Origin of the sequence: Rhodopseudomonas palustris, assembly GCF_003031265.1 — a bacterium.
Lineage (GTDB): Bacteria > Pseudomonadota > Alphaproteobacteria > Rhizobiales > Xanthobacteraceae > Rhodopseudomonas > Rhodopseudomonas palustris_H.
On the sequence record NZ_CP019966.1, the window covers coordinates 1,146,888 to 1,169,599 of the forward strand.

Below are 22,712 nucleotides of genomic sequence, written 5' to 3' on the forward strand. Positions count from 1 at the left end.
GAAGCAGTCGTCGATAGGATCGTTGCGCCTACAGCCAATGGGTGCCTTACGGTGTGGGGAGGAGCGAGCTGACAAGCCGTCCACCGGGCTAAGGCTGGAGACACTCGCAACGTGCCTCGCTTGGACGCTGGAACCAATGTAGCCGCAGCGCATTATTTGTTCCGTTCACTAGTACACAGAGGAACAGCCGTGATCGCCTCTTCTGAACGGCCGAACAACAACTTGTTGCGAGCACTGAGCCCAAGCGATTTCGAGCTGGTGCGCCCGCATCTGCGGTGCGAGACCCGGGCCGCCGGGGATCTGTTGTATCGCCCCGGCGATCACGTCGGCAGCGCGTTCTTTCCGTGTGGGCCGAGCCTCGTATCTTATGAGGTGACCGACGGCGACGGTCGCGGCGTCGAGACGGTGCTGGTCGGGCGCGAAGGCGCGGTCGGCGGCATCGTCAGCTCCGGTTTCCTGCCGGCGTATTGCCTGATCGTCGTCAAGTTCGAGGGCCCGTTCGTCCGCATGCCGATCCTCAACATTCAGGCTGCCAAGGATCGGTCGCCGAGCTTCAAGTCCTTTTTCGCGCGCTACGCCGACTGTCTGATGGCGCAGATGTTTCAATCGACCGCGTGCAACGCGATCCATTCGATCGAGCAGCGCACCGCGAAGTGGATCGCTGCGGCGATGGACCGCACCGGCGACAGCATGGTGCCGCTCACCCACGAGCAGCTCGCGGCGATGATGGGCGTCGGCCGCAGCTACACCAGCCGCGTGCTGCAGGCGTTTCGCCAGGAGGGCATCCTCACGACGCGGCGCGGCGCTCTGATCGTCGACGATGCCGACAAGCTGCGGACGCGGGCCTGCCGCTGCAATGATGCGGTGAAGGAGCACTTCGACGTGGTGCTGCGCGGCGTCTATCCCGAGCCGGACGACGCTGCCGCGTAGCGTTGTCGGCGAGCTTCAGCGCGCCGGTGTGCGCTTCAGGTGCAGGTAGCCGGGATCGAATTCGCCGATCTTGGCGAGCCCCTGCCAGTTGCGGATCGTCAGCACCCCATAGCGAAAGTCCATCGTCTTCGACGCCCGCAACGACGAGATGGTGCGGTTCACGGTGGCGATCGCCATGCCCAGCGTGTCGCCGAGTTGGGCAAGGCTGATGGGGAGCTGCATCGAGTTACCGTCGGTCAGCTTCGAGACCTCGGCGCGGTAGAACAATTCGCAGAACAGATGCGCCATCCGAGCCTTCATCGTCCGGGCCGAATTGTTGGTGATCGCTTCGCGGAAAATCGCCGCATCCACAAGGGTTTCGCGCCAGATCGCAAAGCCGAGCCCGGGCCGGGCTTCGAACATCCGCAGGATCTCCCGATGCGGAATGATTGCCGTCACCGCATGCCCGATCGCGCACAGCGAATGATCCATCCGCTCCAAAAAAATCCCCTGCGCATCCGGCAGGTCGCCGACCATGTGAAACGACAGGAATTGTCGACGGCCGTTTCGCTGCAAATGATACCGTCCGACCATGCCTTCGACGACGAGCGCGGCGCCCTTCGGCGTTTCGCCTTGGCGGATCAGATCTTCGCTGCTCTCAAGCTCCCGCAGCGTAAAACTCAAATTGCGGATTGCGGTGAGGTCATCGGCCGACAGACGGGAATGCTCGCGCAGTTTGTCGATCAGGACGCGATGGACATCCTTCATGGTCCGCCTTTCAAGTTAGATCATCTGATAGGGTTGATGGAACTTGGGGGCTTCAACTCCGAGAGGCGGCAGAGGTTGCTATTTTTTCGAGCGCCGGGCGGCCGTTTTCGTCGTTGCTTGCGAGGCATGGCTCCGACGTGCTCTGTCGGACGGATCATGACTGCGCGAGGATGACAGATGAACGACTTCAGCCGGCTGTGGCTGGTGCGGCATGCGCCGGTGGATGGGCCAAAGGGCGTGATTCACGCCCCCGACGCGCCGGTTGATCTCGGTGACACTGCGGTGCTCGCTGCGCTAGGCGAAAAACTGCCGCACGATGCGACGGTGGTCGCAAGCCCGAGCCGGCGCACGCGCGAGACCGCCGCAGCACTCGGCTTCGATGCGATGCTCGACCCCGATTTTCGCGAGCAGGATTTTGGCACCTGGACCGGGCGCCGCCACGACGATCTGTCGCGCGAACTCGGCCCTGCCTACGATGCATTCTGGCAGGATGCGGCGCGCTTGGCGCCGCCAGGCGGCGAGAGCTTCGTCGACCAGATCGAACGGGTGCGGCGCGGTCTGGCGCGGCTGCCCGCTGGTGATGTCGTGCTGGTGGTACACTCCGGCACCATTCGCGCCGTACTGGCGATTGCCATTAAGACATCCCCCGAGGCTGCGCTGAGCTTTGTGATCGATCCGCTGTCGCTGACGCAGATCGACCGGCTGGGCTCGTCCGGCTGGCGGATCGTCTGGGTCAATCGCGTAGTCGGTTAGGCCGGCCGTTTAGAACGAAGCCTTTTTGCTTGCACAGGCTGCGGCCCCGTGCTCTGGTTTTGACGTCTTCGGTGCCTCGCGTGCGAGGTGAAACTGGGAATACGGTGCGGTGTTTTTCGCCAAATCCGTAGCTGCCCCCGCAACTGTAAGCGGATCTGTCCGGATCATATGCCACTGACGCCAATGGCGTCGGGAAGGCGATCCAGGCGACATCCGTGAGCCAGGAGACCGGCCGAAGACGGAAGCATCTAACCGATCGACGGCGGGTCGAGAGCGGAGCAGCGATGACCGAATTCTCTTAGCAGGCAAAGCCGCGTGCAGCCGCGATAGGCGTCACGCGACGCTTGGCATCGCCTAGCACTCATTCCCCTTCAATCAGAACCAGCCACAGCGCCGCCGCGATTGAGCCGGCGGCCATTGCTGCGGCGCGAGGGAACGGTCATGGAGCCGAAAGACACAACTACCAACGAAGCCTTCAAGGGCTTCACCAACGAGGCCTGCCCGTTTCTGCCGTGCCATCGCGGCGTCGAGCGGGAATTCAACTGCCTGTTCTGCTACTGCCCGCTGAGCGCCTATCAGTGCCCCGGCCCCTACAAGACCTTCGTCGATCGCAATGGGCTGACGCGCAAGGATTGTTCGGACTGCACCTTGCCGCACAACGGCTATCGGCGGTCGTGGAATTTCATCCAGCGCTGGTTGGAGCGGCCGGTGCCTTGGGACAGCCAGCCCCAGGATCCGCGCCACCTCAAGCGTGAAGTCTCCGAAAGCGGCGACTGAACATTGCCGGCGCCTCCGCACCGCTGGATTGCAGCAGCAGCGGAGGTGCCGGCATTTTTCGCCTTAGAGCGAGCGGGCGATCAGCAGCTTCATCACCTCGTTGGTGCCGCCGTAGATCTTCTGGATCCGCGAGTCGATGAACATCCGGCCGATTGGGTATTCCTGCATATAGCCGTAGCCGCCGTGCAGTTGCAGGCACTCGTCCACGGTCTCGACCTGCTTCTGCGTCGTCCACCATTTCGCCATTGAGGCGGTCACCGCATCGAGATTGCCGGCGATCAGCTGCACCAGACAGTAATCGACAAACACTCGCGCGATGAAGGCTTCGGTCTTGCGTTCGGCGAGCGTGAAAGCTGTATTCTGGAATTCGATAATCGGCTGGCCGAACGCCTTGCGCTCCCGCGTATACTCCGAAGTCAGCGCAACCGCGCGCTCCATCGCTGCCACGGCGCCGATCGCGATGATCAGGCGCTCTTGCGGCAGCTGCTGCATCAGCTGCACGAAGCCTTTGCCCTCTTCGCCGCCGAGCAGGTTCTCCTTCGGCGTGCGGGCATTCTCGAAGAACAGCTCGGAGGTGTCGGAGGCGTGCAGGCCGATCTTGTCGAGGTTGCGGCCGCGCTTGAAGCCGGGGTTGTCCTTGGTCTCTAGCACGATCAGCGACAGCCCCTTGGCGCCGGCGCCGCCGGTGCGGGCGACCACGATGATCAGGTCGCAGTTCTGGCCGTTGGTGATGAAGGTCTTCTGGCCGTTGATGACGTAGTCGTCGCCGTCGAGCTTGGCGGTGGTGCGCACGCTCTGCAGGTCCGAGCCGGTGCCGGGTTCGGTCATCGCGATCGCGCCGATCAGCTCGCCGCGCGCCATTCCGGGCAGCCAACGCCGTTTCTGCTCTTCCGAGCCATAGTTGAGGATGTAGTGCGCCACGATGCCGCTCGACACGGTGACGCCGGACAGCGCGTCGGGGACGATCTTCTCCATGTCCTCATAGACCGCGGCATCATAGGCGAAGCTGGCGCCGAGCCCGCCATACTCTTCCGGAACGCTGGGCAACAGCGCCCCCATTTCGCCGAGCTTCAGCCAGGCCGAACGATCGACCATCTTCTGCTTGCGCCACTTGTCGCCATGGGGTGCGAGGTCCTTGGCGAGGAATTTGCGAAACTGGTCGCGGAACGTGTCCAGCTCTTCGGTCATCCAGGGCGATCGGTATTCCATGTTTCCTCACTCGAATGGGCGGCCGCTTGGCACGGCGCATCGCCCGCTGATCTAGGCCAGTTCGGCGGTGCAGGATAGACGTTGCGACCGCCGTATCTTGCGGCGTGTCGCTGCAGGGGGCTGCGCTGTTCGCAGCCGCAGCATGCGCAATGATGGAGGGCGCTCAGGTGGCGCTGTCGATCAGGCTTTCAAGCAGCCGCTTCAGCTCAGCGGTAGCCTTGTCGCCGTAGTTTTCGGCGATATGCGCCTCTTGGCTCAACGCCAACGTATTGAGACGCTGGGTCAGAGCTTTGCCGCGGTCGGAGGTGTACATCAGCACCTTGCGGCGATCCTCCGGATCCTGGACGCGATACACCAGCGAATCCGAAACCATCCGGTCGATCATCTTGGTCAGGGTCGGATGATTGAGCAGCACCGCCTCGGCGAGTTCGCCCATCGAATGGCCCTTGCCGTCGGACAGCACCTTGAGGATGCGCCATTGCTCGACCGGCACCCCTTCGCTGCGTAGCCGTGCTTCGAGCTGGCGGTTGATCTCCCGATTGGCCTGCGCCAGCAGATAGGCGAGGTGTTCGGTGATCGGCGGATTGCGGGTCGGCGATTTGGCCACGATGAGACTTTATCGTTCCGTCTGAGTGAATCGGATGCGCAGTTTGCTGCATCTATATGCACAGCAATCCTTGAAGATTCAATATTTTCGAATAGCATCGATCGTCGAACCCGGGGAGGGGACTTCGGCGGGGATCACCCGCACCAGGCAGGAGAGGGCGTGCTTTCGGCTGTCGATCTCGGACATAGTGGCGCCTATGGAGTGCCGCCGCTCGGCTTTCTCGAGCGCGGTGCGCTTCCCGACGCGCGTTGGGTGGAAGGGCCGGGAGACGGCGGCGGCGCGGCCTCGCGCCGCGCACGCAACAAGCTTCGCGTTGCGAATTTCGTCACCTTCCAGGGCTCGCCCGGGCTGTGGGGACCGGCCTCGACCAATGCGGCGCTGCTTGCGGCTGCCGAAATCAACAAGCGCGGCGGCATCCTGGGCCGCGAGGTCGAACTGGTGTTCAGCGATGCCGGGGGGCCGATCGAGGATGTCGCTCGGCGGGTTGCGCTGGCGGTCGACTACGACGACGTCGATATCGTGATGGGCTCGCACATCAGTGCAGTGCGGGTAGCACTGCGGAACGCCATCCGAGGTCGCGTGCCCTATATCTACACGCCGGTCTATGAAGGCGGCGAGCGTGCTCCCGGCGTGATGGCAATCGGGGAGACGCCGCGCTGGCAGAGCCGGCCAGCGATCGACTGGCTGGCCCGGGAGAAGAGGGCGCAGCGCTGGTACCTGATCGGCAGCGATTACGTCTGGCCATGGCTGTCGCATCGCGCTGTGAAGAAGTACATCAAGGACGCGGGCGGCAAGGTGGTCGGTGAGGAGTTCGTGCCGCTCGGCGAGGACGATCACGAACGGCACCTCGACCGGATTCGCGCCGCCCGACCCGATGTCGTACTGATTTCGCTGATCGGCAACGACAGCGTGACGTTCAATCGTTCCTTCGCCGAAGCTGGGCTTTCGAGCCATGTGCTCCGGTTGGCCGGTGCGATGGACGAGACGGTGCTGCTGGGCATCGGCGCCGACAACACCGAAAACTTGTTCTGCGCATCGGGCTATTTCGGCTGTTACGACTGCACCGCCAACGATGCGTTTCGCGATTCTTATCGCCGGATGTTCGGACCGACGGCGCCGCCGATCGGGTCGGTCGGGCAGTCCAACTATGAAGGTCTGCGATTTCTGGCGACGATTGCCGAGAAGGCGCAGACGCTGCAGGCCCGCTCGCTGCTGCAGGCGGCGCGCAATGTCGTGTACCAGGGCGGCCGCGGCGACGTGACGATCAGAGACGGCCGTGCACGGATGACGATGCACCTTGCCGAGGCCGACGGCCTGGATTTCAAGTTGCTCCGCACCTTCTAGACGGCGCCATTCGCACTCGCGCTATTCAGTAGAAAAATAATACTTGAAACGGAAAATATTTCCGTATGTATTATCGCTGTGACGCGGCGCCGTTCGCGCGCGCAGCTCCAGGCCTTCCCCGGGCCGCATCGCCGATCCGCCTACGCGCAGGAGAATGATCTTGGCCGTTTCGCTTCCCACCCCGACGCAGCTTCTCGAAGTCGCCGATCAGTGCGGCCTGTCGCTCACCGACGAGGACATCGTCTCGTTTCGTGGGCTGATGCAGCCGTCGATCGATGCCTACAATGTGGTTGCGGCGCTGCCCGACGAAGTGCCCTTGGTGAAGTACCCGCGCACGCCCGGCTACACACCGGGCCCGGACGAGAACCAGCGTAATGCCTGGTATCGCAAGGCGAGCGTGCAGGGCGCGTCCTCCGGCAAGCTCAAAGGCAAGACGGTCGCGCTGAAGGACAACATCATGCTGGCCGGCGTGCCGATGATGAACGGTTCTTCGACGCTCGAAGGCTACGTGCCGGACTTCGACGCCACCGTCGTCACACGCATCCTCGACGCCGGCGGCGAGATTCTCGGCAAGACGCATTGTGAGCACTTCTGCATGTCCGGCGGCAGCCACACCGGCTCCAATGGCCCAGTGCACAACCCGCACAAGATGGGCTACTCGGCCGGCGGCTCGTCGTCCGGCAGCGCCGTGGTGGTGGCGCTGGGTGAGGCAGATATGGCGATTGGCGGGGACCAGGGTGGCTCGATCCGGATGCCGTCGTCATTCAGCGGTACCTACGGCATGAAGCCGACCTGGGGTCTCGTGCCTTACACGGGCATCATGCCGATCGAGATCTATGTCGACCACACCGGGCCGATGACGGCGAACGTCGAAGACAACGCGCTGCTGCTCGAAGTGCTCGCGGGCGACGACGGTTACGACCCTCGCATCCGCGCGCCTAAGGTGCACGAGTACACCAAGGCGCTCGGCCAAGGCATCAAGGGCATGAAGATCGGCATCGTCCGCGAAGGCTTCGAGCAGCCCGGGGCAGAGCCTGCAGTGAACGAAAGCGTCCGCGAGGCCTCCAAACGCCTCGCTGGCCTCGGCGCCACCATCGAGGAAATCTCGATCCCTGCGCACAATCTGGCCGGCGCGGTGTGGATGCCGATCGGCACCGAGGGCATGACCCAGACCATGATGGTGGGGGATGGCTACGGCCTCAGCCGGCCGGATCTGTATTCGACAACGCTAATGAAGGCGCATCGCGGCTGGCGCGGCCAGGCGGACTCGCTGTCCGAGACCACCAAGATGATGCTGTTGCTCGGCACCTATATCAACAACACCTTCGGGCCGCGTTACTACGGCAAGGCCGTCAACATCTCGCGGCGCATCACCGCCGCCTACGATGCGGCGCTGGCAAATTTCGATCTTCTGCTGATGCCGACGACGCCGATGAAGGCAACGCCGCTGCCGGCGCCGAACGCGCCCCGTGAGGAGGTGATCGGTCGCGCGTTCGAGATGATCACCAACACCGCCCCGTTCGACATCACCCATCACCCGGCGATGTCGATCCCCTGCGGAATGGTCGATGGCCTGCCGATAGGGCTGATGCTGGTCGGTAAGCACTTCGACGAGCCGACGATCTATCGCGCGGCCCATGCGTTCGAACAGTCGGGCGACTGGAAGACGATGTAGCACGCGCGCGAGGTCCGTCAGCCGGTAACGCCGAATGGAAAACCTGTTCGCCGCCCTGTTCGAAATCCTGAGCTTCGGGTCCATCGTCGTGCTGGTGGTGCTAGGGCTCGGGATCATCGCCAGCATGATGGGCATCTTCAACTTCGCGCAGGGCGAATTCGTCCTGCTCGGTGCCTACGTCACCTACCTGGCCCAAACCGCCGGCCTGCCGGTGTGGACCGGCATGGTCGCGGCGCCGTTTGTGGTCGGGGCGTTCGGATTGGTGCTCGAACGGCTGATCGTGCGGCGCTTCTACGCCGCGCCGATCGTGGCAATGCTCGGTACCTATGCGCTCGGCCTGATCATCCGCGAGATCGTGCGCGGCCTGATCGGCGGCCTCTACATCTCGGTGCCGGAGCCGGTCGGTGGTTCGATCACCATCGGTGACATGCATCTGTCGACATGGCGGCTGGTGATCGTGATCGTCACCGCGCTGGTGATGATTGGAAGCTATCTGCTGTTGTCGCGCACCTCGTTCGGTCTGCGGGTCCGCGCCTCGCTGGAGAACCCGGCGTTGGCGCGTGCCTCCGGCATCTCCACCAACGCAATCTATGGTGCGACCTTTGCTTTCGGTGCGGCACTGGCCGGCCTCGCCGGCGCCCTTATCGTTCCGGTGTTCTCGCTATTCGCCGATCTCGGGCTGCGCTTCCTGATCCAGGGCTTCATTGCCGTGATGGTCGGCGGAGTCGGGTCCTTCGCCGGGCCGGTGGCCGGGGCCGGCATCATCGGCACGCTGTCGGCGGCGCTGCCCTGGGTGATCCAGCCGGTGATCGCCGACGTCCTCGTGTTCGTGCTCGCCATCATCTTCATCAAATTCCGGCCGCAGGGCCTCGTTTCGGGAAAAGGGATCTAGCCTGATGTCCAGCGACTTCAGCTTTCAGCTCGACCGCCGCCGCTTTCTCTCCAGTTTCGCCTTTGCCAGTACCGCGATTGCTACCGGCGTCGGAAGCTGGGTGATCCCGGCCGATTGGGCCAATGCCGCCGAAGGTCCGATCAAGGTCGGCGTCGCCACCGACATCACGGGGCCGATGGGCTATGCCGGCAACGCGGACGCCAACGTCGCCAAGATGGTGGTGAAGCAGATCAACGATGCCGGCGGTCTGCTCGGCCGGCCGCTCGAACTGCACATCGAGGATACCGCGTCGAACGAAGCGGTCGCGGTCGGCAATGTCCGCAAGCTGGTCCAGCGTGACAAGGTCGATGTCGTGCTCGGTGGCATCACGTCCTCGATGCGCAACGCCATCAAGGACGTCATCGTCGCTCGAGGCAAGACGCTGTACATCTATCCGCAGCTCTATGAGGGCAAGGAGTGCACGCCGTATCTGTTCTGCACCGGTCCGACTCCGGCGCAGCAATGCGACGAGTTCATCCCCTGGCTGATCAAGAACGGCGGCAAGAAGTTCGCGCTGCCGAGCGCCAACTATGTCTGGCCGCACACCCTCAACGTCTATGCCCGGAAGGTGATCGAGGCCAATGGCGGCGAGGTGGTGCTTGAAGAGTACTACCCGCTCGACCAGATCGACTTTTCGTCCACCGTCAACCGCATCATCTCCAACAAGGTCGACGTCGTGTTCAACACCGTGATCCCGCCTGGTGTCGGTCCGTTCTTCAAGCAGCTCTATGAAGCGGGCTTCCTGAAGAGCGGCGGTCGGCTTGCCTGCGTGTATTACGACGAGAACACGCTCGGCATCAATCAGCCGGCGGAGATCGAGGGCTTGGCGAGCTGCCTCGATTATTTCAAGGCGCTCGCCAAAGACGATCCAGTCAGCGCCAAACTGCAGGCCGAATACGACAAGGCCTATCCGGGCAACTTCCTGTTTGCGGCAGGCAGCGCCGCCACCGGCACCTATCGCGGCCTCAAGCTGTGGGAGGCGGCTGTGAAGGAAGCGGGCAAGATCGACCGCGACGGCGTCGCCGCGGCGCTCGATCATGCCAAGATCGCCGAAGGTCCTGGTGGGCCAGCCGAGATGGTGCCCGGCAAGCGCCACTGCAAAATGAAGATGTACACCGCGGTCGCCAAGAGCGGCAGCTACGAGATCGTCGCGCGGAGCGAAGGTCTGGTCGACCCGAAGGAATGCTGATGCGGTCACCAGCGTCTCGCTTGGCCAAAATTCACATGCCGCGCCGTGTGGGGCGCGCACGGACTTCACCTCTCCGAGCGTGCGGGTGGGTGATCGCATATGGATGAATTGTTCGGTCGCTGCATCCACCCCGAGTCGTCCCCGCGCAGGCGGGGACCCATAACCCCTGCCGCTCCGAGTCGAGAGATGTCTCTGCCTTCGGGCTCCAGTCGGGAGACTGCGGCGTATGGGTCCCCGCCTGCGCGGGGACGACGTGCGGATAGGCTGCGCCAAAATCGTACGTGGCCATCCGGCGTGAGCTTATTTTCGGTAATCCGGCCGCACGCGCGACGCTCCATCCACCACGTCGGGCGGCTCAATGACTGAAGCATCCCCGACCGTCGAAGCTGTCTCGCCGCCGCGCGCCAAGCGCCGCCCCGCGGTGCTGCCGATCATCGAGATCGCTGTGCTGGCGATCTTCTTGCTGTTGCCGGTTGTGCTGCAGGATTACCTCACCGTGTTCATGACGCGGGTGCTGATCCTGTGCCTGTTCGCGCTGTCGTTCGACCTGGTGTGGGGCTACGCCGGGATCATGAGCTTTGGCCAGGCCGTGTTCTTTGGCGGCGCCGGCTACGGCGTGGCACTGCTTGGTCGCGATCTCGGCATCTCCTCGATGTTGCTGGTGGTGCCGGCCGGCGTGCTGATCGGGTTCGCGCTGGCGCTGTTGATCGGCGGCTTTCTGCTGCTTGGACGCAATCCGTCGAGCGTCATCTTCGTCTCGCTCGGGACGCTGACCGCATCCTATGCGTTCGATCGGCTGGCGCGGGGCTGGTACTATCTCGGCGGCCAGAACGGCATCCCGTCGATCCCGCAGATGACGATGGGTAGTTACGAACTGGGCGAGGGCCCGGTGTTCTATTATCTGGCACTGGCGATCTTGTTCGCGGTGTATCTCGCTTGCCGCTTTCTGGTGCGGTCACAGTTCGGGCTGGCGTTGGCCGGCCTCCGCGAGAATGAGCAGCGTATCGCCTTCTTCGGCTACAAGGTTCAGCATCTCAAGGCGATCGTGTTCTCGCTCGGTGGAGCGATCGCGGGGCTCGCCGGCAGCCTCTACGCCTTCCACGAGGGATTCGTCTGGCCCAACATGCTCGGCGTGGTGATGTCGACCCAGGTGGTGTTGTACGTATTGTTCGGCGGCTCCGGCACGCTGATCGGCGCGGTGATCGGCACCGTGGTGATCGAGATCGTGTCGTTCTGGCTGTCGAATTCCTACCAGGACATCTGGCCGATCATTCTCGGCGCGTTGATGTTGCTGGTGATCCTGTTCCGTCCCGCCGGACTGATCAGCCTGGTCGTCGGCCACAGCGAGCGGATCGGCAGCTTCGGCCGGCCGCCGAAGCCGGGCCGTAGGGAGCGCAGCCATGGCCCTGCTTGAAGCGCGCGGCATGAGAAAGGTGTTCGGCGAGCTCACCGCCCTGAACGGGGCCGAACTGACGGTGCAGCCGAACGAGTTTCACGGTCTGATCGGCCCCAACGGCTCTGGCAAGAGTACGATGATGAAATGCATCGCTGGCGCCGAAGTCCCGACTGCTGGCCGCGTCGGCTTCGACGGCGCTGATATCACCGGGGCATCACCGGCCGAGCGCGCCCGCGCCGGCATGAGTCTGAAATTCCAGATCACCTCGGTGCTGCCGGCGTTGACGTTGTACGACAATGTGCTGCTGGCGCTGCAGGGCCAGACTGCGCTGACCAAGCTGATGTTCTCGCGCACCCGCGGGCTGCTGCACGACAAGGTGATGGCGATGCTGGAGCAGTTTCGCCTCGTCGACCGCGCCAGTGAGCATGCCTCTGCGCTGTCGCACGGCCAGCAGCAATGGCTGGAGATCGCCATGGCGCTGGCGCCGGACCCGAAACTGCTGCTGCTCGACGAGCCCACCGGCGGCATGAGCCTGGAAGAGCGCCGCGTCACCGGTGAGCTGCTGGCGCCGATCAAATCGCGCTGCTCGCTGGTGATCGTCGAGCACGATCTCGATTTCATCCGCGACATCTGCGATCGCCTCACCGTGCTGGATCAGGGCGCAGTCCTCGATACCGGAACGGTCGAGCAGATCCAGGCGAGTCCGAAGGTCCAGGAGGTCTATCTCCGCCGTGCTTGAGGATCATTATCTCGACATTCGCGATCTCGATGCCGGCTACGGACGCAGTCAGGTGCTGTTCGGCGTGTCGTTGACAGCGCCGTGGCGCGGTGGCGTGGCCATTCTGGGCCGCAACGGCGCCGGCAAGACCACGTTGATGAAGGCGATCATGGGCGAATTGCCGGTCAAGCGCGGCAGCGTGTCGCTGGATTCGCGGGACGTCACCAAGCTGCCGACCGAACAACGCGTCCGCGCCGGCTTCGGCTATGTGCCGCAGGACCACCCGGTGTTTGCGCGGCTGACGATCCGCGACAATCTTGCGGTCGGGGCGCTGACGAATAAAGACAGCCGCGCGGTCGACCGTGTGCTGGAGATGTTTCCCAAGCTCGGCCAGCGGCTTGACCAAATCGCCGGCACGTTGTCTGGCGGCGAGCGCAAGATGCTGGCGATCGGCCGTGCGATGCTGTCGGAGCCGAGCGTGCTGTTGCTCGACGAGCCGACCGAAGGGGTATGGATCGGTGTAATCGAAGAGATCACCGACCGGTTGATCGCGTTGGCGAAAGAGATTGCCGTGGTGATCGTCGAGCAGCATCTCGACCTCGCCCTGCGCGTTGCCGACCACGCCTTCGTGCTCGACCGCGGACGCATTGCGCTCACCGGCACCGCCGATGAAGTCCGCAACGATCCGCGGCTGCTGCAATATCTGGCGCCATAACTGCGGTGCTCCGCCTCTCCCCGTCATTGCGAGCGAAGCGGAGCAATCCAGAGATCCGGGCAAAGAGCTGGATTGCTTCGTCGCTGCGCTCCTCGCAATGACGGGAGAGGGCGGTAGTCGGTCAAGCCTCGGAAGGAAGCTCGACGAATTCCGAAATCAGCCGCAGCACCTCGTCGGGCCGGTCGTGCTGGAGCCAGTGGCCGGCGTCGGAGACGATCTCGGCGCGAACGTCTTTAAAGCTGCGCGAAGCCTCGGCTGCCTGGGCCGGATCGATGAAGCTCTCACCGGCGAACAGCAGCAGCGTCGGGCAAGTGATCCGCGCCCACAGCTCGGCGTATTCCTGCGGCGCGAGCCGATGCGGCGCCGTCACCCGTTGATACGGGTCGAATTTCCATGAATAGCTGCCGTCGTCGTTGCGGCGCGCCCCATGGGTGGCCAGATGCAACGCCAGCTCCGGCGTCAGTCGCTTGTTGTGTGCGCGCATCTGGGCCGCAGCGTCGGCGATCGTTGCGTAGCGGCGCGGCTCGCGGCCTTCCAGCCGCTCCAGCTGCCCGAGCCATTTGATCATCCGCTCGTGGACCGCAGCCATCTTCGCGTCAGGGCGGACCGTGACGCCGTCGAGCACCACGAGCCGATTCACCTTCTCCGGAAACGTGCCCGCATACAGCATCGCGATCATGCCGCCCATCGAATGGCCGATGACGGTCGCGGGCGCAGCATCCGCCAGCGGTGGAAGGCGGGTCAGGTCGTAGACGTATTCGGGCAGTGCGTAGCTGCCGCCGCGCGCCCAGTCGGAATCGCCGTGGCCCCGCAGATCCGGCGCGATCACGTGAAAGTGCGGCTGTAGCGCGCGGGCGAGGCCATCCCAGCTTCGGCCGTGGTCCTTGCCGCCATGAATCAGCAGCAGTGGCGGCGCGGCGGCGTTACCCCAGTCCCAATAGTGCAGGCGCTGGCCGTGGGATTGAAAGAAGTGACTTTGTGGTTGTTGCATTGTTGGTTTTCGAGCGTTTCCATGGCTGCAATAGCCCGAGCCGGTGACCGCTTCAATGCCCTGCCGGCTGGCAACGTCCCATGGGGGATCCTCATCGGCACAAGCCGACGGGCTGACAATCTGTTGCAACACGGGTATGGAGGGGCTTCGAATATCGCTGTGTAGAGAGCGCGCGGTCGACGTCGCAGACCTCGTGCATGCGTCTTCAGCGTCCATCATGAATTGAGCGGAGATCCCTTGATGGCTGCGGCCAGCGGAGCCCGAAAGACCTCTCCGGCGCTGAGGCGTGTCGATACCCGCGAGCTACGCGAAAATGCCGTGGTGGCGGCCGAGTTTCTGAAGACGCTGTCGAACGTGTCGCGGCTGATCATGCTGTGTCAGCTCGCCGAAGGCGAAAAGTCGGTGTCGGAACTCACTGAGCTGCTCGACGAACGGCAGCCGACGGTGTCGCAGCAACTCGCGCGGCTGCGCAGCGAAAAGCTGGTGCAGGCAAGGCGCGAGGGGCAGCAGGTGTTCTATTCGCTCGCCAGCGAAGAGGTCCGCAGCCTGATCCTGGCGTTGCATGCCACCTTCTGTCGCAAGGATCGCGACAAGGACAGACCCGCGGCAGCCTCGCGCGCGAAGCCCGCGACAGCGCCACGCCGTCAGCGCCAAAGCGTCGACGCCTGAACGGCGCGCTGGTTCAGTCAGCCGGCTTGCGGCCGAACAGGCGCTGAAACAGGCCCGGCGGTTTCGGGCCCTGCACGGTCGGAAAGCCGGCCTTGCGCCACGCCAGAATGCCGCCGCCGAGCACGTAAGGCTCACATACGCCGCTCGCCTTGGCTTCGATCTGGCCCGCATACATCCGCGTCCGTCCGCCGGAATGGCAGAAGAAGATCGCCTTGCGTCCCTGCGCTGCGCCGAGATCGCGGTGCTTGAAACCGGTCAGCGGCAGTTCGATCGCGCCGTTGATATGTTCGCGGGCAATCTCGTGTCGCTCGCGCACGTCGACCAGCACCGCACGACCGTCGGTCACGAGGCGGTGGGCTTCGATCGGCGAAATCGTCTTCACGCTCATGGGCCATTCGTCTCCATCTTGTCGGCTGTGTGGCGATGCAGTCGTCAGCGGAATGTCGTCAGGTAGTGACGTTCGAACAAGCGCTTCAGCCAATGAAACAGCTTCATCTTCGGGCCGACGAAGTTGAAGCGTTGATTGCGAAACACCAGCATGCCGGAGTCGAGCATATCGACGATGCAGACCAGCTCCGGCTTGAAGCGAGTGATCGGTTGCTGTCCCGATTCGATCGCGGCGATGTTGGCCGCAACCGCAATCGCCTGCAGATCGGCCTGATGCGCCTGCTTCGGCATCCAGTCCGGGCCGGGGAATGAACCGGCGTCGCCGGCGACCCAGACGTTGGGCTGCCCCTCGACCCGGCACAGCTCGTCCGCCTTGATCATGCCACCGGCCGATAGCGGCAGGTCAGTGTCCTCGAGCCAGGCCGGACCGGTCAGACCCGGCATGAACAGGATCAGGTCGGCGTCGATCTCGCCGCCGTCGAGCACCACTTTGCGTTCTTCGAACCGCAGGATCTTGCGGCCGAGTCGGGTCGCGATGCCGCGGTTTTTCATTTCCTGCAGCAGGCCGTCGACCGCGCGTTCGCCGAGCCGCGCGCCGGGACGCGGCGCGGGGCTGAAGAACACGATCTCGAAGCCCGGCCGCTTTCCTTGCCGGCGCAGCAGCGCATCGATGATGAAAAGGAACTCGAACATCGGCCCGCCACGCATCGCGCCGGGCTCGTTCGGATTGGTGGCGAAGCCGACCGCGATGGTGCCGCCCTTCAGCGCGTCGAGCCGACGCCCGATCTCTTCGCCGATCTTGATGCCTTCGCACGGGATCAGCGCGTGCTCGATACCCGGCAATTTGCGGATGAAGCGGCCGCCGGTCGCAATGATCAGATGATCGTTACGCAGTTCGCCGCGGTCGGTGACGACACTGCGGCCACCGTCCTTCAGACCTGTGGCGGAGGCTTCGACGAAGTCGATCCGGTGTTTGGTCAAGAAACTGTCGAGCGGCACCTTCAGCCGTTCTGCTTGACGGAGGCCGGCGGGAATCCAGATCGAGCTCGGCAGGAAGTGCAGTTCCCGTCGCGGCGAGATCATCGTGATTGCGGCGTCGATGTTATGCTTGCGCAGCTCGCGGGCGGCGGTGAGGCCGGCAAAGCCCAAGCCGATGATGGTGATGTTGCGCATCCTCGCGTATCCTCGTTGGCGCGCGCCGTGTCGCCTCCGGGCGATGCGTCGCATGCTATGACCCGGCGGTCTGTGACGATGTCACCGCGGCAACGCGGCCGATTGGGCATCAAGGAAGCGGGCGTTGCGAAGGCGCGCGTGCCGCCGCCAAGCTGGCGCAGCAGTGCAGCGTGTGGGAAGGAGAACCGGCATCATGGCATCCGAACATTTCGACATGTGGGAGAGCCGTTTTTCCGCCGACGGCTATCTGTTCGGCACTGCGCCGAACGCTTTTCTCGCGTCGTGCCGTGATCTGCTGCCGAAGCAGGGGCGCGCGCTGGCGATCGCCGATGGTGAGGGGCGCAACGGCGTATTCCTGGCCGAATGCGGACTCTCCGTATTGTCGGTCGATTTCTCGCCGACCGCGCAGGCCAAGGTGCACAAGCTCGCAGCCGAGCACGGCGTCACGATCGAAACCCGAACCGTCGATCTCTTGAGCTCGCAGTGGCCGGACGGATTCGACGTGATCGCCGGCATCTTCTTCCAGTTCGTCGAACCGGAGCAGCGCCCGCAGATCTTTCAACAGATCCGCGACGCGCTGAAGCCTGGAGGGCTCTTACTGATCGAGGGCTATCGCCCTAAGCAGCTCGTCTACAAGACCGGCGGTCCGAGCCGCGCCGAAAACCTCTACACCCGCGAACTCCTGGAGCAAGCGTTCGGCGACTTCGACAATCTCAGCATTCGCGAGCACGATAGCGAGATCGTCGAAGGCGCCGGTCACGTCGGACTATCGGCGCTGATCGATCTGATCGGATGGAAGCCAAAGTAGCCGGCGGTTAATCGTCCATCGCGCAGCCGTCGAACACGCGCGGTGCGCCAATCTGCAGCCCGAGCCAGGCGTCAACGGTGGCCTGATCGAAGCCGACTTCACGGCGGTCGCCTGATTGCATCAGCGGGCGGCGGATCAGCAGCGGATCCTCGATCATCAGAGCGAGTGCCGCCTCCTCACCGAGCGTAGCGAAATCGATCGCGCCGGCCTTCACTTTCGGCGACGACTGGTTGAACCAGGCGATGAGCGGCTTGTCGCCGAAGAATGGCCGCAGCGTCTCGCGCGTCCACGGCTCGGCCAGCAGGTTGCGAACCTCGAGCTCGTGACCGGATTGGGTGAGCAGCGCCTTCTGCCGCGCGTTGCCGACGCAGCCGGGCTTCTCGTAAAACACCACTTTGGCCATCGCCGAAGGCTCCTTCAACAGATCGTCTTGTGCGCGCGCTCATCAGCGTTCGTGCCGTAGGCCGATGGCTCTGCCAGTCGCGGTGCGAGGCCGGCCCACCATGTCTCGATCGCTGCGCGGCTGCACGGCAGCACCGCGCCCTCGTCGCCGATGAACTCGCGCCACGCGTCGGCGCATTTCTCCGGCACCGCGGTGAGGAGCGGCCGTCCGGCGACGATCGCCTCGGCGAATTCGTTGCGCAGCCCCTTGCCGGTCGCTTCCTGTTTCGAGAATTTGTTGATTACCACCAGCGCGGCCCCGCTCGCGACCGCGCGCGTCACGGCTTGGGCGGACTCAGCCAGGCCGCCGGCGTCGAGCTTGCACGATCCCGCGCCGCTGCCGAGCGTCTGCGAAATCCCGATCGCCTCGCCGGTCATCAGGTCGATCAGCTGCATGTCGATCTTCTTGCCGGCCGCGTCTTTGATGTTTCGCTGCACGATGCCGCCGAGCCGCTCTCCGGCTGCAAGCCGGGCGAATGCGAACTCCGCCAGCAGCGCGTCGACGTCGTCGTCGGCACGATAGATGATCGCGGCGATCCTTGGTGCCTCTGCGCTGCTGTCGGCCATCTCTGCACCCTCCAGTCGGTGTGCTCGTCGTGAGTTCAGCAAGCGCCGTGCCGGTTATTTGGCCGGCGCGTTCGCTTGCTATGCGATTGATTTGTCGATCGTTTCGCTCCGGCGAACCGGCTGCGAGCTTTGGTCGCAAACCTGACAGCGTTGTATAGTCATGGACATAACGGTCCGAAGCGGAGATGTTGCGCCGGAACTGCCGAGCGTCAAATGCGCCGAACGACGATCATCGGGGACCTGCCGTATGCCTGCCGCCACCACTGCCGAACTGGAGCGCCTGCTCGACGACGACGTGCCTTGCGGCGATTTGACGACCGAGGCGCTGGGCATCGGTGCGGCGTCCGGGGTGATGCAGTTCACCGCCCGCGATCCGATGGTGCTGGCGCTCGCCGAAGATGCCGCCGCGATCATCCGGTTGTGCGGCTGCGAGGTTGAACTCTCTGCTTCATCCGGCAGTCGGCTCGCGGCGGGCGCGCCGATCCTGACCGCCCGTGGCAGCGCCTCGGGCCTGCTGCGCAGCTGGAAGGTGGCGCAGACGCTGATCGAGATCTGGTCCGGCGTTGCCACCACGGCGCGCGACATCGTCGATGCGGCCCGCGCGGTGTCGCCGACGATCGCGGTCGCCTGCACCCGCAAGAACACACCGGGCACCAAGCGGTTCGCGGTCGCTGCCGTCAAGGCCGGCGGCGCCACTATGCACCGGCTCGGCCTGTCCGAAACCGTGCTGGTGTTCGGCGAGCATCGCGGCTTTCTCGATGAGCCGCTGGCGGCCACGGTGTCTCGGCTGCGCGCCACGCTGCCCGAGAAGAAACTGATTACCGAAGTAGCGTCGATCGACGCGGCCCTCACCGCGGCCGAGGCCGGGTTCGACGTACTGCAACTGGAAAAATTCGCTCCCGCCGATGTCGCGACTTTGATCCAGCAACTTGCCGCGCGGCCGTCGCGCCCGGTGGTCGCGGTTGCCGGCGGCGTCAACGCCGGCAACGCTGCGGCTTATGCAGAAGCCGGCGCTGAGGTGCTGGTGACGTCGGCGCCGTACACAGCAAAACCGCGCGACGTGCAGGTGCGGATCACGCCGGCGAAGTAATAATTGGCTGCAGGGTCGCGCCGTTCCACAAGCAAGGCGCGCTCCCTCTCCCGCTTGCGGGAGAGGGCTGGGGTGAGGGCCTCCCGGGCAGTGAGTTTGCCTCTCGCGGAGAGGAGTGCCCTCACCCGCCGCGCTTCGCGCGTCGACCTCTCCCGCAAGCGGGAGAGGTTGCGCTGCCGCTGGGGCGAGAGCGTGCTAACTCCGCGCATGACGGTCCCTATTGACGCGAGGCCTTGATCTTTCAATTCGTGGACTACGACCTCGCGTAACTCGCCGCCCGGTCCGCGATTGTCTCGCGCAGCACCGTTTTCTGGATCTTGCCGTTGGCGTTGCGGGGCAGGGGTGTGGTGCGGATGATGATGCTCTCGGGGACTTTGTAATCCGACATCCGCGCCGCGCAGTAGGCGGCGACGTCGCGTTCATTCACGCTGGCGCCTTCGCTCGTCACCACGATGGCATTGACGCGCTCCCCGAGAACGGGATCGGGCGTGCCGATGATCGCGGTCTCCAGCACGCCGTCGATGCCGCAGATCACGTTCTCGACTTCGGCCGAGAAGATCTTGAAGCCGCCGCGGTTGATCATGTCCTTCTTGCGGTCGAACACCCGGACGAAGCCGTCCTGGTCGATCGAGCCGATGTCGCCGCTGCGCCAGTAGCCGTTCACGAACTCCTTGGCGTTGGCGTCGGGCCGCTGCCAATAGCGCGGCACCACCATCGGGCCGGCGATCAACAGTTCGCCCGGCTCCCCAGGGGCGACTTCGTTGTCGTCGGCGTCGAGCACGCGGACATGCGCGTAAGGGATCACTTGGCCGACGCTGTCCATGTGATCGCGCCAATAGGCCTCCGGCATGATCGTGGTCGGTGAAGTCGTCTCGGTCGCTCCATAAGCATTGCGGAGCTGCAGGTTCGGCAGTCGCTTCGCCAGCATCTCGATGGTCGGCACCGGCATCGGCGCGCCGCCGAAGCAGCCGATCCGCCACGCCGACAGATCGTGCTTGTCGAAGTCGGGGTGCATCACGGCAAGCGTGTAGATCGCCGGCACCAGGATCGAATAGGTGATCTGCTCGCGCGCCGCGAGGGCGAGGAAGTCGGTGGTCTTGAACGCCTGCCGCATCAGCACCACGCAGCCGCCGGCCGCGATGGTCGCGTAGGATACGCCGACGAGGCCCGTCACATGCGACAGCGGCACCGCGACCAGCCCGCGGTCGCGTTCGGTCAGCTCATGGGCGCGTGCGAACGCGTAGGATGAGTGCAGGATGCTGAGATGTGTCAGCTCGGCGCCCTTCGGCTTGCCGGTGGTGCCCGAGGTATAGAGAATCACCGCGGTATCGTCTTCGCGCATCTCCGCGAGCGGCGCGTTCGCCGGATCGACGGCGAGCAGATCCTCGAACGGTCGCGCGTCCTTGGAGCTGCCGTGCGCGACGAAGCGATGCGCGAGCTGCGGCACGTCGACGGCAGACGGGATCTCGCCCGCCAGTTCGGCCTCGAACACCACGACCTTGGCGCCGCTGTTGTTCAGCAGGAATTCGAGCTCGGCGCGGCGCTGCCGGATGCCGATCGGGACCACCAGCACGCCGAGCCGGTTGCAGGCGAGCGTCACCGCCAGGAACTCCCAGCAATTGCCGAGGAACAGCGCGACGCGGTCGCCCTTGCCGATGCCGAGTGAGGACAGCGACACCGCGATCTTGCGCACCAGCAGATCGAGTTCGCGATAGCTGAGCGCGCGGTCATCGACGATCGCCGGACGGTCACCGAACCGAGCGACCAGATCGTCGAACATGGCTGCGAGATGGGCCGGGCGCTCGGAGAAGCACAACATCGACCGGCCGTCGTAGTGAGTCTCGCGGCGCAGTGCGCCACCGATGCCGGCCTCGGGCCAGAACGTCATGGGTGTTTCCTCGTTGATCGTTGGGACGCCACGGTTACCTCCGCGATCGTCCGGCGGCTGTTTGCAGCGCCAGCGCAATTCTATCCCGGCTCGGCCGTGAACCGCCAGCCGGTGTTTCGGTGTGTCATCTCGCGGAAATTATTCGCCTTCCGCGATGGGCTGACACAGCGGCGTCAGCATTGCCACCTAGGATAGCAATTTGCGACGGCGGGAACCGCCGCAAGTCGATATCAGGGAAGAAGCGATGAGACTCTCCGACGTGGAATGTGAATGCGGCGCGCTGTACCGCTGCGCCGAATCCGAAACACTCGACGGTGAACCTGGCAATCTGCATTGCGCCAATTGCGGCCGGATCGTCGAGGCGTGGCAGACCCGCAGCAAGCGCGTGTATCGCTGCGTGCTGACGCCGGATCGCAGCTATCCGGTGGTGCCGCCGCCACCCGCGCCGTAAGCGCATGCTCGAAGGCGCGTTTGATTTTTCGAAGCGGCGCGACACGTCGTGCCTCGCTTGAAGGATGCTTAATCCTATATGGTGGAGGTCGATTTCCCGACGACGAAGGGCGATAAGTTGCGAACTCCGGTGCTGGCAGCAGGCGGAATCGTGTTGCGGCGCGGCAAAGATCCGCTGTTCGCGGTGGTTCGGATGCGCAAGCGCAACGATTGGGTGCTGCCCAAGGGCAAGCTCGATCACGGCGAGACGCCCCGCCAGGCCGCCGAGCGCGAGGTGCTGGAAGAGACCGGCCACGTCGTCGAGGTCCACGAGTTCATCGGCACGCTCGCTTATGATTCCGGCGGCCGCTCCAAGGTGGTGCATTTCTGGCGGATGGAAGCCGAGCCACGGCAGACCCTGCCGCTAATGAAGGACATCCGCGCGGTCGATTGGTTGCCGCTCGACGAAGCCCTGCAGCGGCTGTCCCGTAGCTACGAGCAGGCGTTTCTGACCGAGGTCGGGCCGCTGGTGCTGCAATCCGCCGGCCACTTCGTATCTGCAACTCCCGCAGCGCCGCCGCCACCGCGCTGCCCGACCAGCCCGTTGCCGACCGGAGACGAGATCATCACAGACCTTGCCGAAGCTCCGTCTTTGGCGCTCGAACAGCCTTCGGACGCCATCGAACCCGAGCCGCCGCTGTCGATGCTGCAACGACTGCGGCGATGGCTGCGAGGGACGACGCGCTCCTGATCGCTCTGTTTCGGGGCGGTCTTCTGCTGTCCGGATTCTCCTGACATTTGACGCACGTCAAATAACCCGTCCTGCCGCCGCCTATCGTTCGCGAAATTTGGCCGCATGGCCACAGGCAGGAAACGTCATCAGGGGATGCCATGAGTGAGGCATTGGCGGCTGGCGCCGGACGCGCCAAGCGCGAGATTTTCGGGACGCCGATCTTCGGTCCCGAGTCGGCGCAGAAGGGCTACGCTCTCAACAAGATGTGCTTCTCGTTCAACGACGCCGGCGCGCGCGCTGCGTTCGTCAAGGACGAGGCTGCGTATTGTGCGCGCTACGGTCTCACCGCGGCGCAGACCGAAGCGATCCTCAAGCGCGATCTGCTCAAGCTGCTCGACGAGGGCGGCAACGCCTACTACCTCGCCAAGTTTGCCGGCATCCTCGGCCTCAACATGCAGGACATCGGCGCGCTGCAGACCGGCATGACGGTCGAGCAGTTCAAAGCAAAGCTGTTGGCGGCGCGGGACAATTGAGAGGGGATTGCT

At 64.3% G+C, this 22,712-nt stretch carries 25 protein-coding genes and 1 riboswitch; of the genes, 16 read left to right on the forward strand and 9 right to left on the reverse strand.

Annotation, left to right across the window (positions count from 1 at the left end):
• Positions 1 to 189 precede the first annotated feature (189 nt).
• The gene (locus RPPS3_RS05295; protein WP_107343161.1) at positions 190 to 930 is read left to right on the forward strand and encodes a Crp/Fnr family transcriptional regulator; all 741 of its coding nucleotides are present in this window, start codon (positions 190 to 192) and stop codon (positions 928 to 930) included.
• Positions 931 to 945: 15 nt separating this feature from the next.
• Here RPPS3_RS05295 and RPPS3_RS05300 read toward each other — a convergent pair whose 3' ends face one another.
• Entirely contained in the window at positions 946 to 1,677 is a 732-nt protein-coding gene (locus RPPS3_RS05300) for a Crp/Fnr family transcriptional regulator (protein ID WP_107343162.1), read from the reverse strand.
• Between the two features lie 177 nt (positions 1,678 to 1,854).
• Between RPPS3_RS05300 and RPPS3_RS05305 the strand changes: the two genes are divergently transcribed.
• Positions 1,855 to 2,430: a histidine phosphatase family protein gene (locus tag RPPS3_RS05305; RefSeq protein WP_107343163.1), complete on the forward strand. Its 576-nt coding sequence runs from the start codon at positions 1,855 to 1,857 to the stop codon at positions 2,428 to 2,430.
• 52 nt (positions 2,431 to 2,482) lie between these two features.
• Positions 2,483 to 2,681, forward strand: a riboswitch (cobalamin riboswitch).
• A 190-nt stretch (positions 2,682 to 2,871) separates the two neighbouring features.
• Positions 2,872 to 3,207, forward strand: a complete 336-nt coding sequence (locus tag RPPS3_RS05310; RefSeq protein ID WP_107343164.1) for a cysteine-rich small domain-containing protein — start codon at positions 2,872 to 2,874, stop codon at positions 3,205 to 3,207.
• A gap of 63 nt (positions 3,208 to 3,270) precedes the next feature.
• On the opposite strand, the gene RPPS3_RS05315 is transcribed toward RPPS3_RS05310, so the two are convergent.
• Together RPPS3_RS05315 and RPPS3_RS05320 are read right to left on the reverse strand one after the other, a co-directional pair.
• Positions 3,271 to 4,416 (reverse strand): acyl-CoA dehydrogenase family protein, encoded by a 1,146-nt coding sequence (locus RPPS3_RS05315; RefSeq protein WP_107343165.1) that lies wholly within the window; start codon positions 4,414 to 4,416, stop codon positions 3,271 to 3,273.
• A 163-nt stretch (positions 4,417 to 4,579) separates the two neighbouring features.
• Positions 4,580 to 5,023 (reverse strand): MarR family winged helix-turn-helix transcriptional regulator, encoded by a 444-nt coding sequence (locus RPPS3_RS05320; protein WP_107343166.1) that lies wholly within the window; start codon positions 5,021 to 5,023, stop codon positions 4,580 to 4,582.
• A gap of 159 nt (positions 5,024 to 5,182) precedes the next feature.
• Between RPPS3_RS05320 and RPPS3_RS05325 the strand changes: the two genes are divergently transcribed.
• The 7 genes from RPPS3_RS05325 to RPPS3_RS05355 all read left to right on the forward strand — a co-directional run bounded on the left by RPPS3_RS05325 (position 5,183) and on the right by RPPS3_RS05355 (position 12,991).
• On the forward strand, positions 5,183 to 6,367 hold the full coding sequence (locus RPPS3_RS05325) for a substrate-binding domain-containing protein (protein ID WP_107343167.1): 1,185 nt from the start codon (positions 5,183 to 5,185) through the stop codon (positions 6,365 to 6,367).
• A gap of 160 nt (positions 6,368 to 6,527) precedes the next feature.
• A complete protein-coding gene (locus tag RPPS3_RS05330; RefSeq protein WP_107346448.1) occupies positions 6,528 to 8,042 on the forward strand; it encodes an amidase in 1,515 nt (504 codons plus the stop codon).
• 34 nt (positions 8,043 to 8,076) lie between these two features.
• Entirely contained in the window at positions 8,077 to 8,934 is an 858-nt protein-coding gene (locus tag RPPS3_RS05335) for a branched-chain amino acid ABC transporter permease (protein WP_107343168.1), read from the forward strand.
• A gap of 4 nt (positions 8,935 to 8,938) precedes the next feature.
• Positions 8,939 to 10,162 (forward strand): substrate-binding protein, encoded by a 1,224-nt coding sequence (locus RPPS3_RS05340; protein WP_107343169.1) that lies wholly within the window; start codon positions 8,939 to 8,941, stop codon positions 10,160 to 10,162.
• A gap of 358 nt (positions 10,163 to 10,520) precedes the next feature.
• Positions 10,521 to 11,576 (forward strand): branched-chain amino acid ABC transporter permease, encoded by a 1,056-nt coding sequence (locus tag RPPS3_RS05345; RefSeq protein WP_107343170.1) that lies wholly within the window; start codon positions 10,521 to 10,523, stop codon positions 11,574 to 11,576.
• Positions 11,563 to 12,297: an ABC transporter ATP-binding protein gene (locus RPPS3_RS05350; protein ID WP_107343171.1), complete on the forward strand. Its 735-nt coding sequence runs from the start codon at positions 11,563 to 11,565 to the stop codon at positions 12,295 to 12,297. Before RPPS3_RS05345 ends, RPPS3_RS05350 begins: the two co-directional genes overlap by 14 nt.
• Positions 12,290 to 12,991 carry an ABC transporter ATP-binding protein gene (locus tag RPPS3_RS05355; RefSeq protein ID WP_107343172.1) on the forward strand — a complete coding sequence of 234 codons (702 nt, stop codon included), beginning with the start codon at positions 12,290 to 12,292 and terminating at the stop codon, positions 12,989 to 12,991. Before RPPS3_RS05350 ends, RPPS3_RS05355 begins: the two co-directional genes overlap by 8 nt.
• A 121-nt stretch (positions 12,992 to 13,112) precedes the next feature.
• On the opposite strand, the gene RPPS3_RS05360 is transcribed toward RPPS3_RS05355, so the two are convergent.
• Entirely contained in the window at positions 13,113 to 13,982 is an 870-nt protein-coding gene (locus RPPS3_RS05360; RefSeq protein ID WP_107343173.1) for an alpha/beta fold hydrolase, read from the reverse strand.
• 240 nt (positions 13,983 to 14,222) lie between these two features.
• Here RPPS3_RS05360 and RPPS3_RS05365 point away from each other — a divergent pair, with 240 nt between their 5' ends.
• On the forward strand, positions 14,223 to 14,651 hold the full coding sequence (locus tag RPPS3_RS05365) for an ArsR/SmtB family transcription factor (protein WP_107343174.1): 429 nt from the start codon (positions 14,223 to 14,225) through the stop codon (positions 14,649 to 14,651).
• Between the two features lie 13 nt (positions 14,652 to 14,664).
• Here the strand turns inward: RPPS3_RS05365 and RPPS3_RS05370 are convergent, their stop codons facing one another.
• Together RPPS3_RS05370 and RPPS3_RS05375 are read right to left on the reverse strand one after the other, a co-directional pair.
• On the reverse strand, positions 14,665 to 15,039 hold the full coding sequence (locus RPPS3_RS05370; protein WP_107343175.1) for a rhodanese-like domain-containing protein: 375 nt from the start codon (positions 15,037 to 15,039) through the stop codon (positions 14,665 to 14,667).
• A 44-nt stretch (positions 15,040 to 15,083) separates the two neighbouring features.
• Complete coding sequence (locus tag RPPS3_RS05375; RefSeq protein WP_107343176.1) at positions 15,084 to 16,211, reverse strand: NAD(P)/FAD-dependent oxidoreductase; 1,128 nt, start codon at positions 16,209 to 16,211, stop codon at positions 15,084 to 15,086.
• 193 nt (positions 16,212 to 16,404) lie between these two features.
• Here RPPS3_RS05375 and RPPS3_RS05380 point away from each other — a divergent pair, with 193 nt between their 5' ends.
• Positions 16,405 to 17,019 carry an SAM-dependent methyltransferase gene (locus RPPS3_RS05380; RefSeq protein ID WP_107343177.1) on the forward strand — a complete coding sequence of 205 codons (615 nt, stop codon included), beginning with the start codon at positions 16,405 to 16,407 and terminating at the stop codon, positions 17,017 to 17,019.
• A gap of 7 nt (positions 17,020 to 17,026) precedes the next feature.
• On the opposite strand, the gene RPPS3_RS05385 is transcribed toward RPPS3_RS05380, so the two are convergent.
• A complete protein-coding gene (locus RPPS3_RS05385; protein ID WP_107343178.1) occupies positions 17,027 to 17,422 on the reverse strand; it encodes an ArsC/Spx/MgsR family protein in 396 nt (131 codons plus the stop codon).
• A 14-nt stretch (positions 17,423 to 17,436) separates the two neighbouring features.
• Entirely contained in the window at positions 17,437 to 18,027 is a 591-nt protein-coding gene (locus RPPS3_RS05390) for a DUF2478 domain-containing protein (RefSeq protein ID WP_107343179.1), read from the reverse strand.
• A 247-nt stretch (positions 18,028 to 18,274) separates the two neighbouring features.
• Here RPPS3_RS05390 and modD point away from each other — a divergent pair, with 247 nt between their 5' ends.
• Complete coding sequence (gene modD, locus RPPS3_RS05395) at positions 18,275 to 19,117, forward strand: ModD protein (protein ID WP_107343180.1); 843 nt, start codon at positions 18,275 to 18,277, stop codon at positions 19,115 to 19,117.
• Positions 19,118 to 19,370: 253 nt separating this feature from the next.
• Here modD and RPPS3_RS05400 read toward each other — a convergent pair whose 3' ends face one another.
• Positions 19,371 to 21,005, reverse strand: coding sequence for a class I adenylate-forming enzyme family protein (locus RPPS3_RS05400; RefSeq protein ID WP_107343181.1), 1,635 nt, complete (start codon positions 21,003 to 21,005; stop codon positions 19,371 to 19,373).
• 244 nt (positions 21,006 to 21,249) lie between these two features.
• On the opposite strand from RPPS3_RS05400, the gene RPPS3_RS05405 reads away from it, so the two are divergent.
• The 3 genes from RPPS3_RS05405 (at position 21,250) to RPPS3_RS05415 (ending at position 22,700) form a co-directional block, all read left to right on the forward strand.
• A complete protein-coding gene (locus RPPS3_RS05405; RefSeq protein ID WP_107343182.1) occupies positions 21,250 to 21,456 on the forward strand; it encodes a hypothetical protein in 207 nt (68 codons plus the stop codon).
• Positions 21,457 to 21,534: 78 nt separating this feature from the next.
• Positions 21,535 to 22,185, forward strand: a complete 651-nt coding sequence (locus RPPS3_RS05410) for an NUDIX hydrolase (RefSeq protein ID WP_107343183.1) — start codon at positions 21,535 to 21,537, stop codon at positions 22,183 to 22,185.
• 140 nt (positions 22,186 to 22,325) lie between these two features.
• The gene (locus RPPS3_RS05415; RefSeq protein ID WP_012494745.1) at positions 22,326 to 22,700 is read left to right on the forward strand and encodes a protocatechuate 4,5-dioxygenase subunit alpha; all 375 of its coding nucleotides are present in this window, start codon (positions 22,326 to 22,328) and stop codon (positions 22,698 to 22,700) included.
• The last annotated feature ends 12 nt before the right edge of the window (positions 22,701 to 22,712 follow it).

Bases quoted from the DNA above. Each gene is read 5' to 3' on its own strand.
- RPPS3_RS05300 (WP_107343162.1), bottom strand. From the start codon at position 1,677: ATGAAGGATGTCCATCGCGTCCTGATCGACAAACTGCGCGAGCATTCC.
- RPPS3_RS05305 (WP_107343163.1), top strand. From the start codon at position 1,855: ATGAACGACTTCAGCCGGCTGTGGCTGGTGCGGCATGCGCCGGTGGAT.
- RPPS3_RS05310 (WP_107343164.1), top strand. From the start codon at position 2,872: ATGGAGCCGAAAGACACAACTACCAACGAAGCCTTCAAGGGCTTCACC.
- RPPS3_RS05315 (WP_107343165.1), bottom strand. From the start codon at position 4,416: ATGGAATACCGATCGCCCTGGATGACCGAAGAGCTGGACACGTTCCGC.
- RPPS3_RS05335 (WP_107343168.1), top strand. From the start codon at position 8,077: ATGGAAAACCTGTTCGCCGCCCTGTTCGAAATCCTGAGCTTCGGGTCC.
- RPPS3_RS05340 (WP_107343169.1), top strand. From the start codon at position 8,939: ATGTCCAGCGACTTCAGCTTTCAGCTCGACCGCCGCCGCTTTCTCTCC.
- RPPS3_RS05345 (WP_107343170.1), top strand. From the start codon at position 10,521: ATGACTGAAGCATCCCCGACCGTCGAAGCTGTCTCGCCGCCGCGCGCC.
- RPPS3_RS05350 (WP_107343171.1), top strand. From the start codon at position 11,563: ATGGCCCTGCTTGAAGCGCGCGGCATGAGAAAGGTGTTCGGCGAGCTC.
- RPPS3_RS05360 (WP_107343173.1), bottom strand. From the start codon at position 13,982: ATGCAACAACCACAAAGTCACTTCTTTCAATCCCACGGCCAGCGCCTG.
- RPPS3_RS05365 (WP_107343174.1), top strand. From the start codon at position 14,223: ATGGCTGCGGCCAGCGGAGCCCGAAAGACCTCTCCGGCGCTGAGGCGT.
- RPPS3_RS05370 (WP_107343175.1), bottom strand. From the start codon at position 15,039: ATGAGCGTGAAGACGATTTCGCCGATCGAAGCCCACCGCCTCGTGACC.
- RPPS3_RS05375 (WP_107343176.1), bottom strand. From the start codon at position 16,211: ATGCGCAACATCACCATCATCGGCTTGGGCTTTGCCGGCCTCACCGCC.
- RPPS3_RS05380 (WP_107343177.1), top strand. From the start codon at position 16,405: ATGGCATCCGAACATTTCGACATGTGGGAGAGCCGTTTTTCCGCCGAC.
- RPPS3_RS05385 (WP_107343178.1), bottom strand. From the start codon at position 17,422: ATGGCCAAAGTGGTGTTTTACGAGAAGCCCGGCTGCGTCGGCAACGCG.
- RPPS3_RS05390 (WP_107343179.1), bottom strand. From the start codon at position 18,027: ATGGCCGACAGCAGCGCAGAGGCACCAAGGATCGCCGCGATCATCTAT.
- modD (WP_107343180.1), top strand. From the start codon at position 18,275: ATGCCTGCCGCCACCACTGCCGAACTGGAGCGCCTGCTCGACGACGAC.
- RPPS3_RS05400 (WP_107343181.1), bottom strand. From the start codon at position 21,005: ATGACGTTCTGGCCCGAGGCCGGCATCGGTGGCGCACTGCGCCGCGAG.
- RPPS3_RS05405 (WP_107343182.1), top strand. From the start codon at position 21,250: ATGAGACTCTCCGACGTGGAATGTGAATGCGGCGCGCTGTACCGCTGC.
- RPPS3_RS05410 (WP_107343183.1), top strand. From the start codon at position 21,535: ATGGTGGAGGTCGATTTCCCGACGACGAAGGGCGATAAGTTGCGAACT.
- RPPS3_RS05415 (WP_012494745.1), top strand. From the start codon at position 22,326: ATGAGTGAGGCATTGGCGGCTGGCGCCGGACGCGCCAAGCGCGAGATT.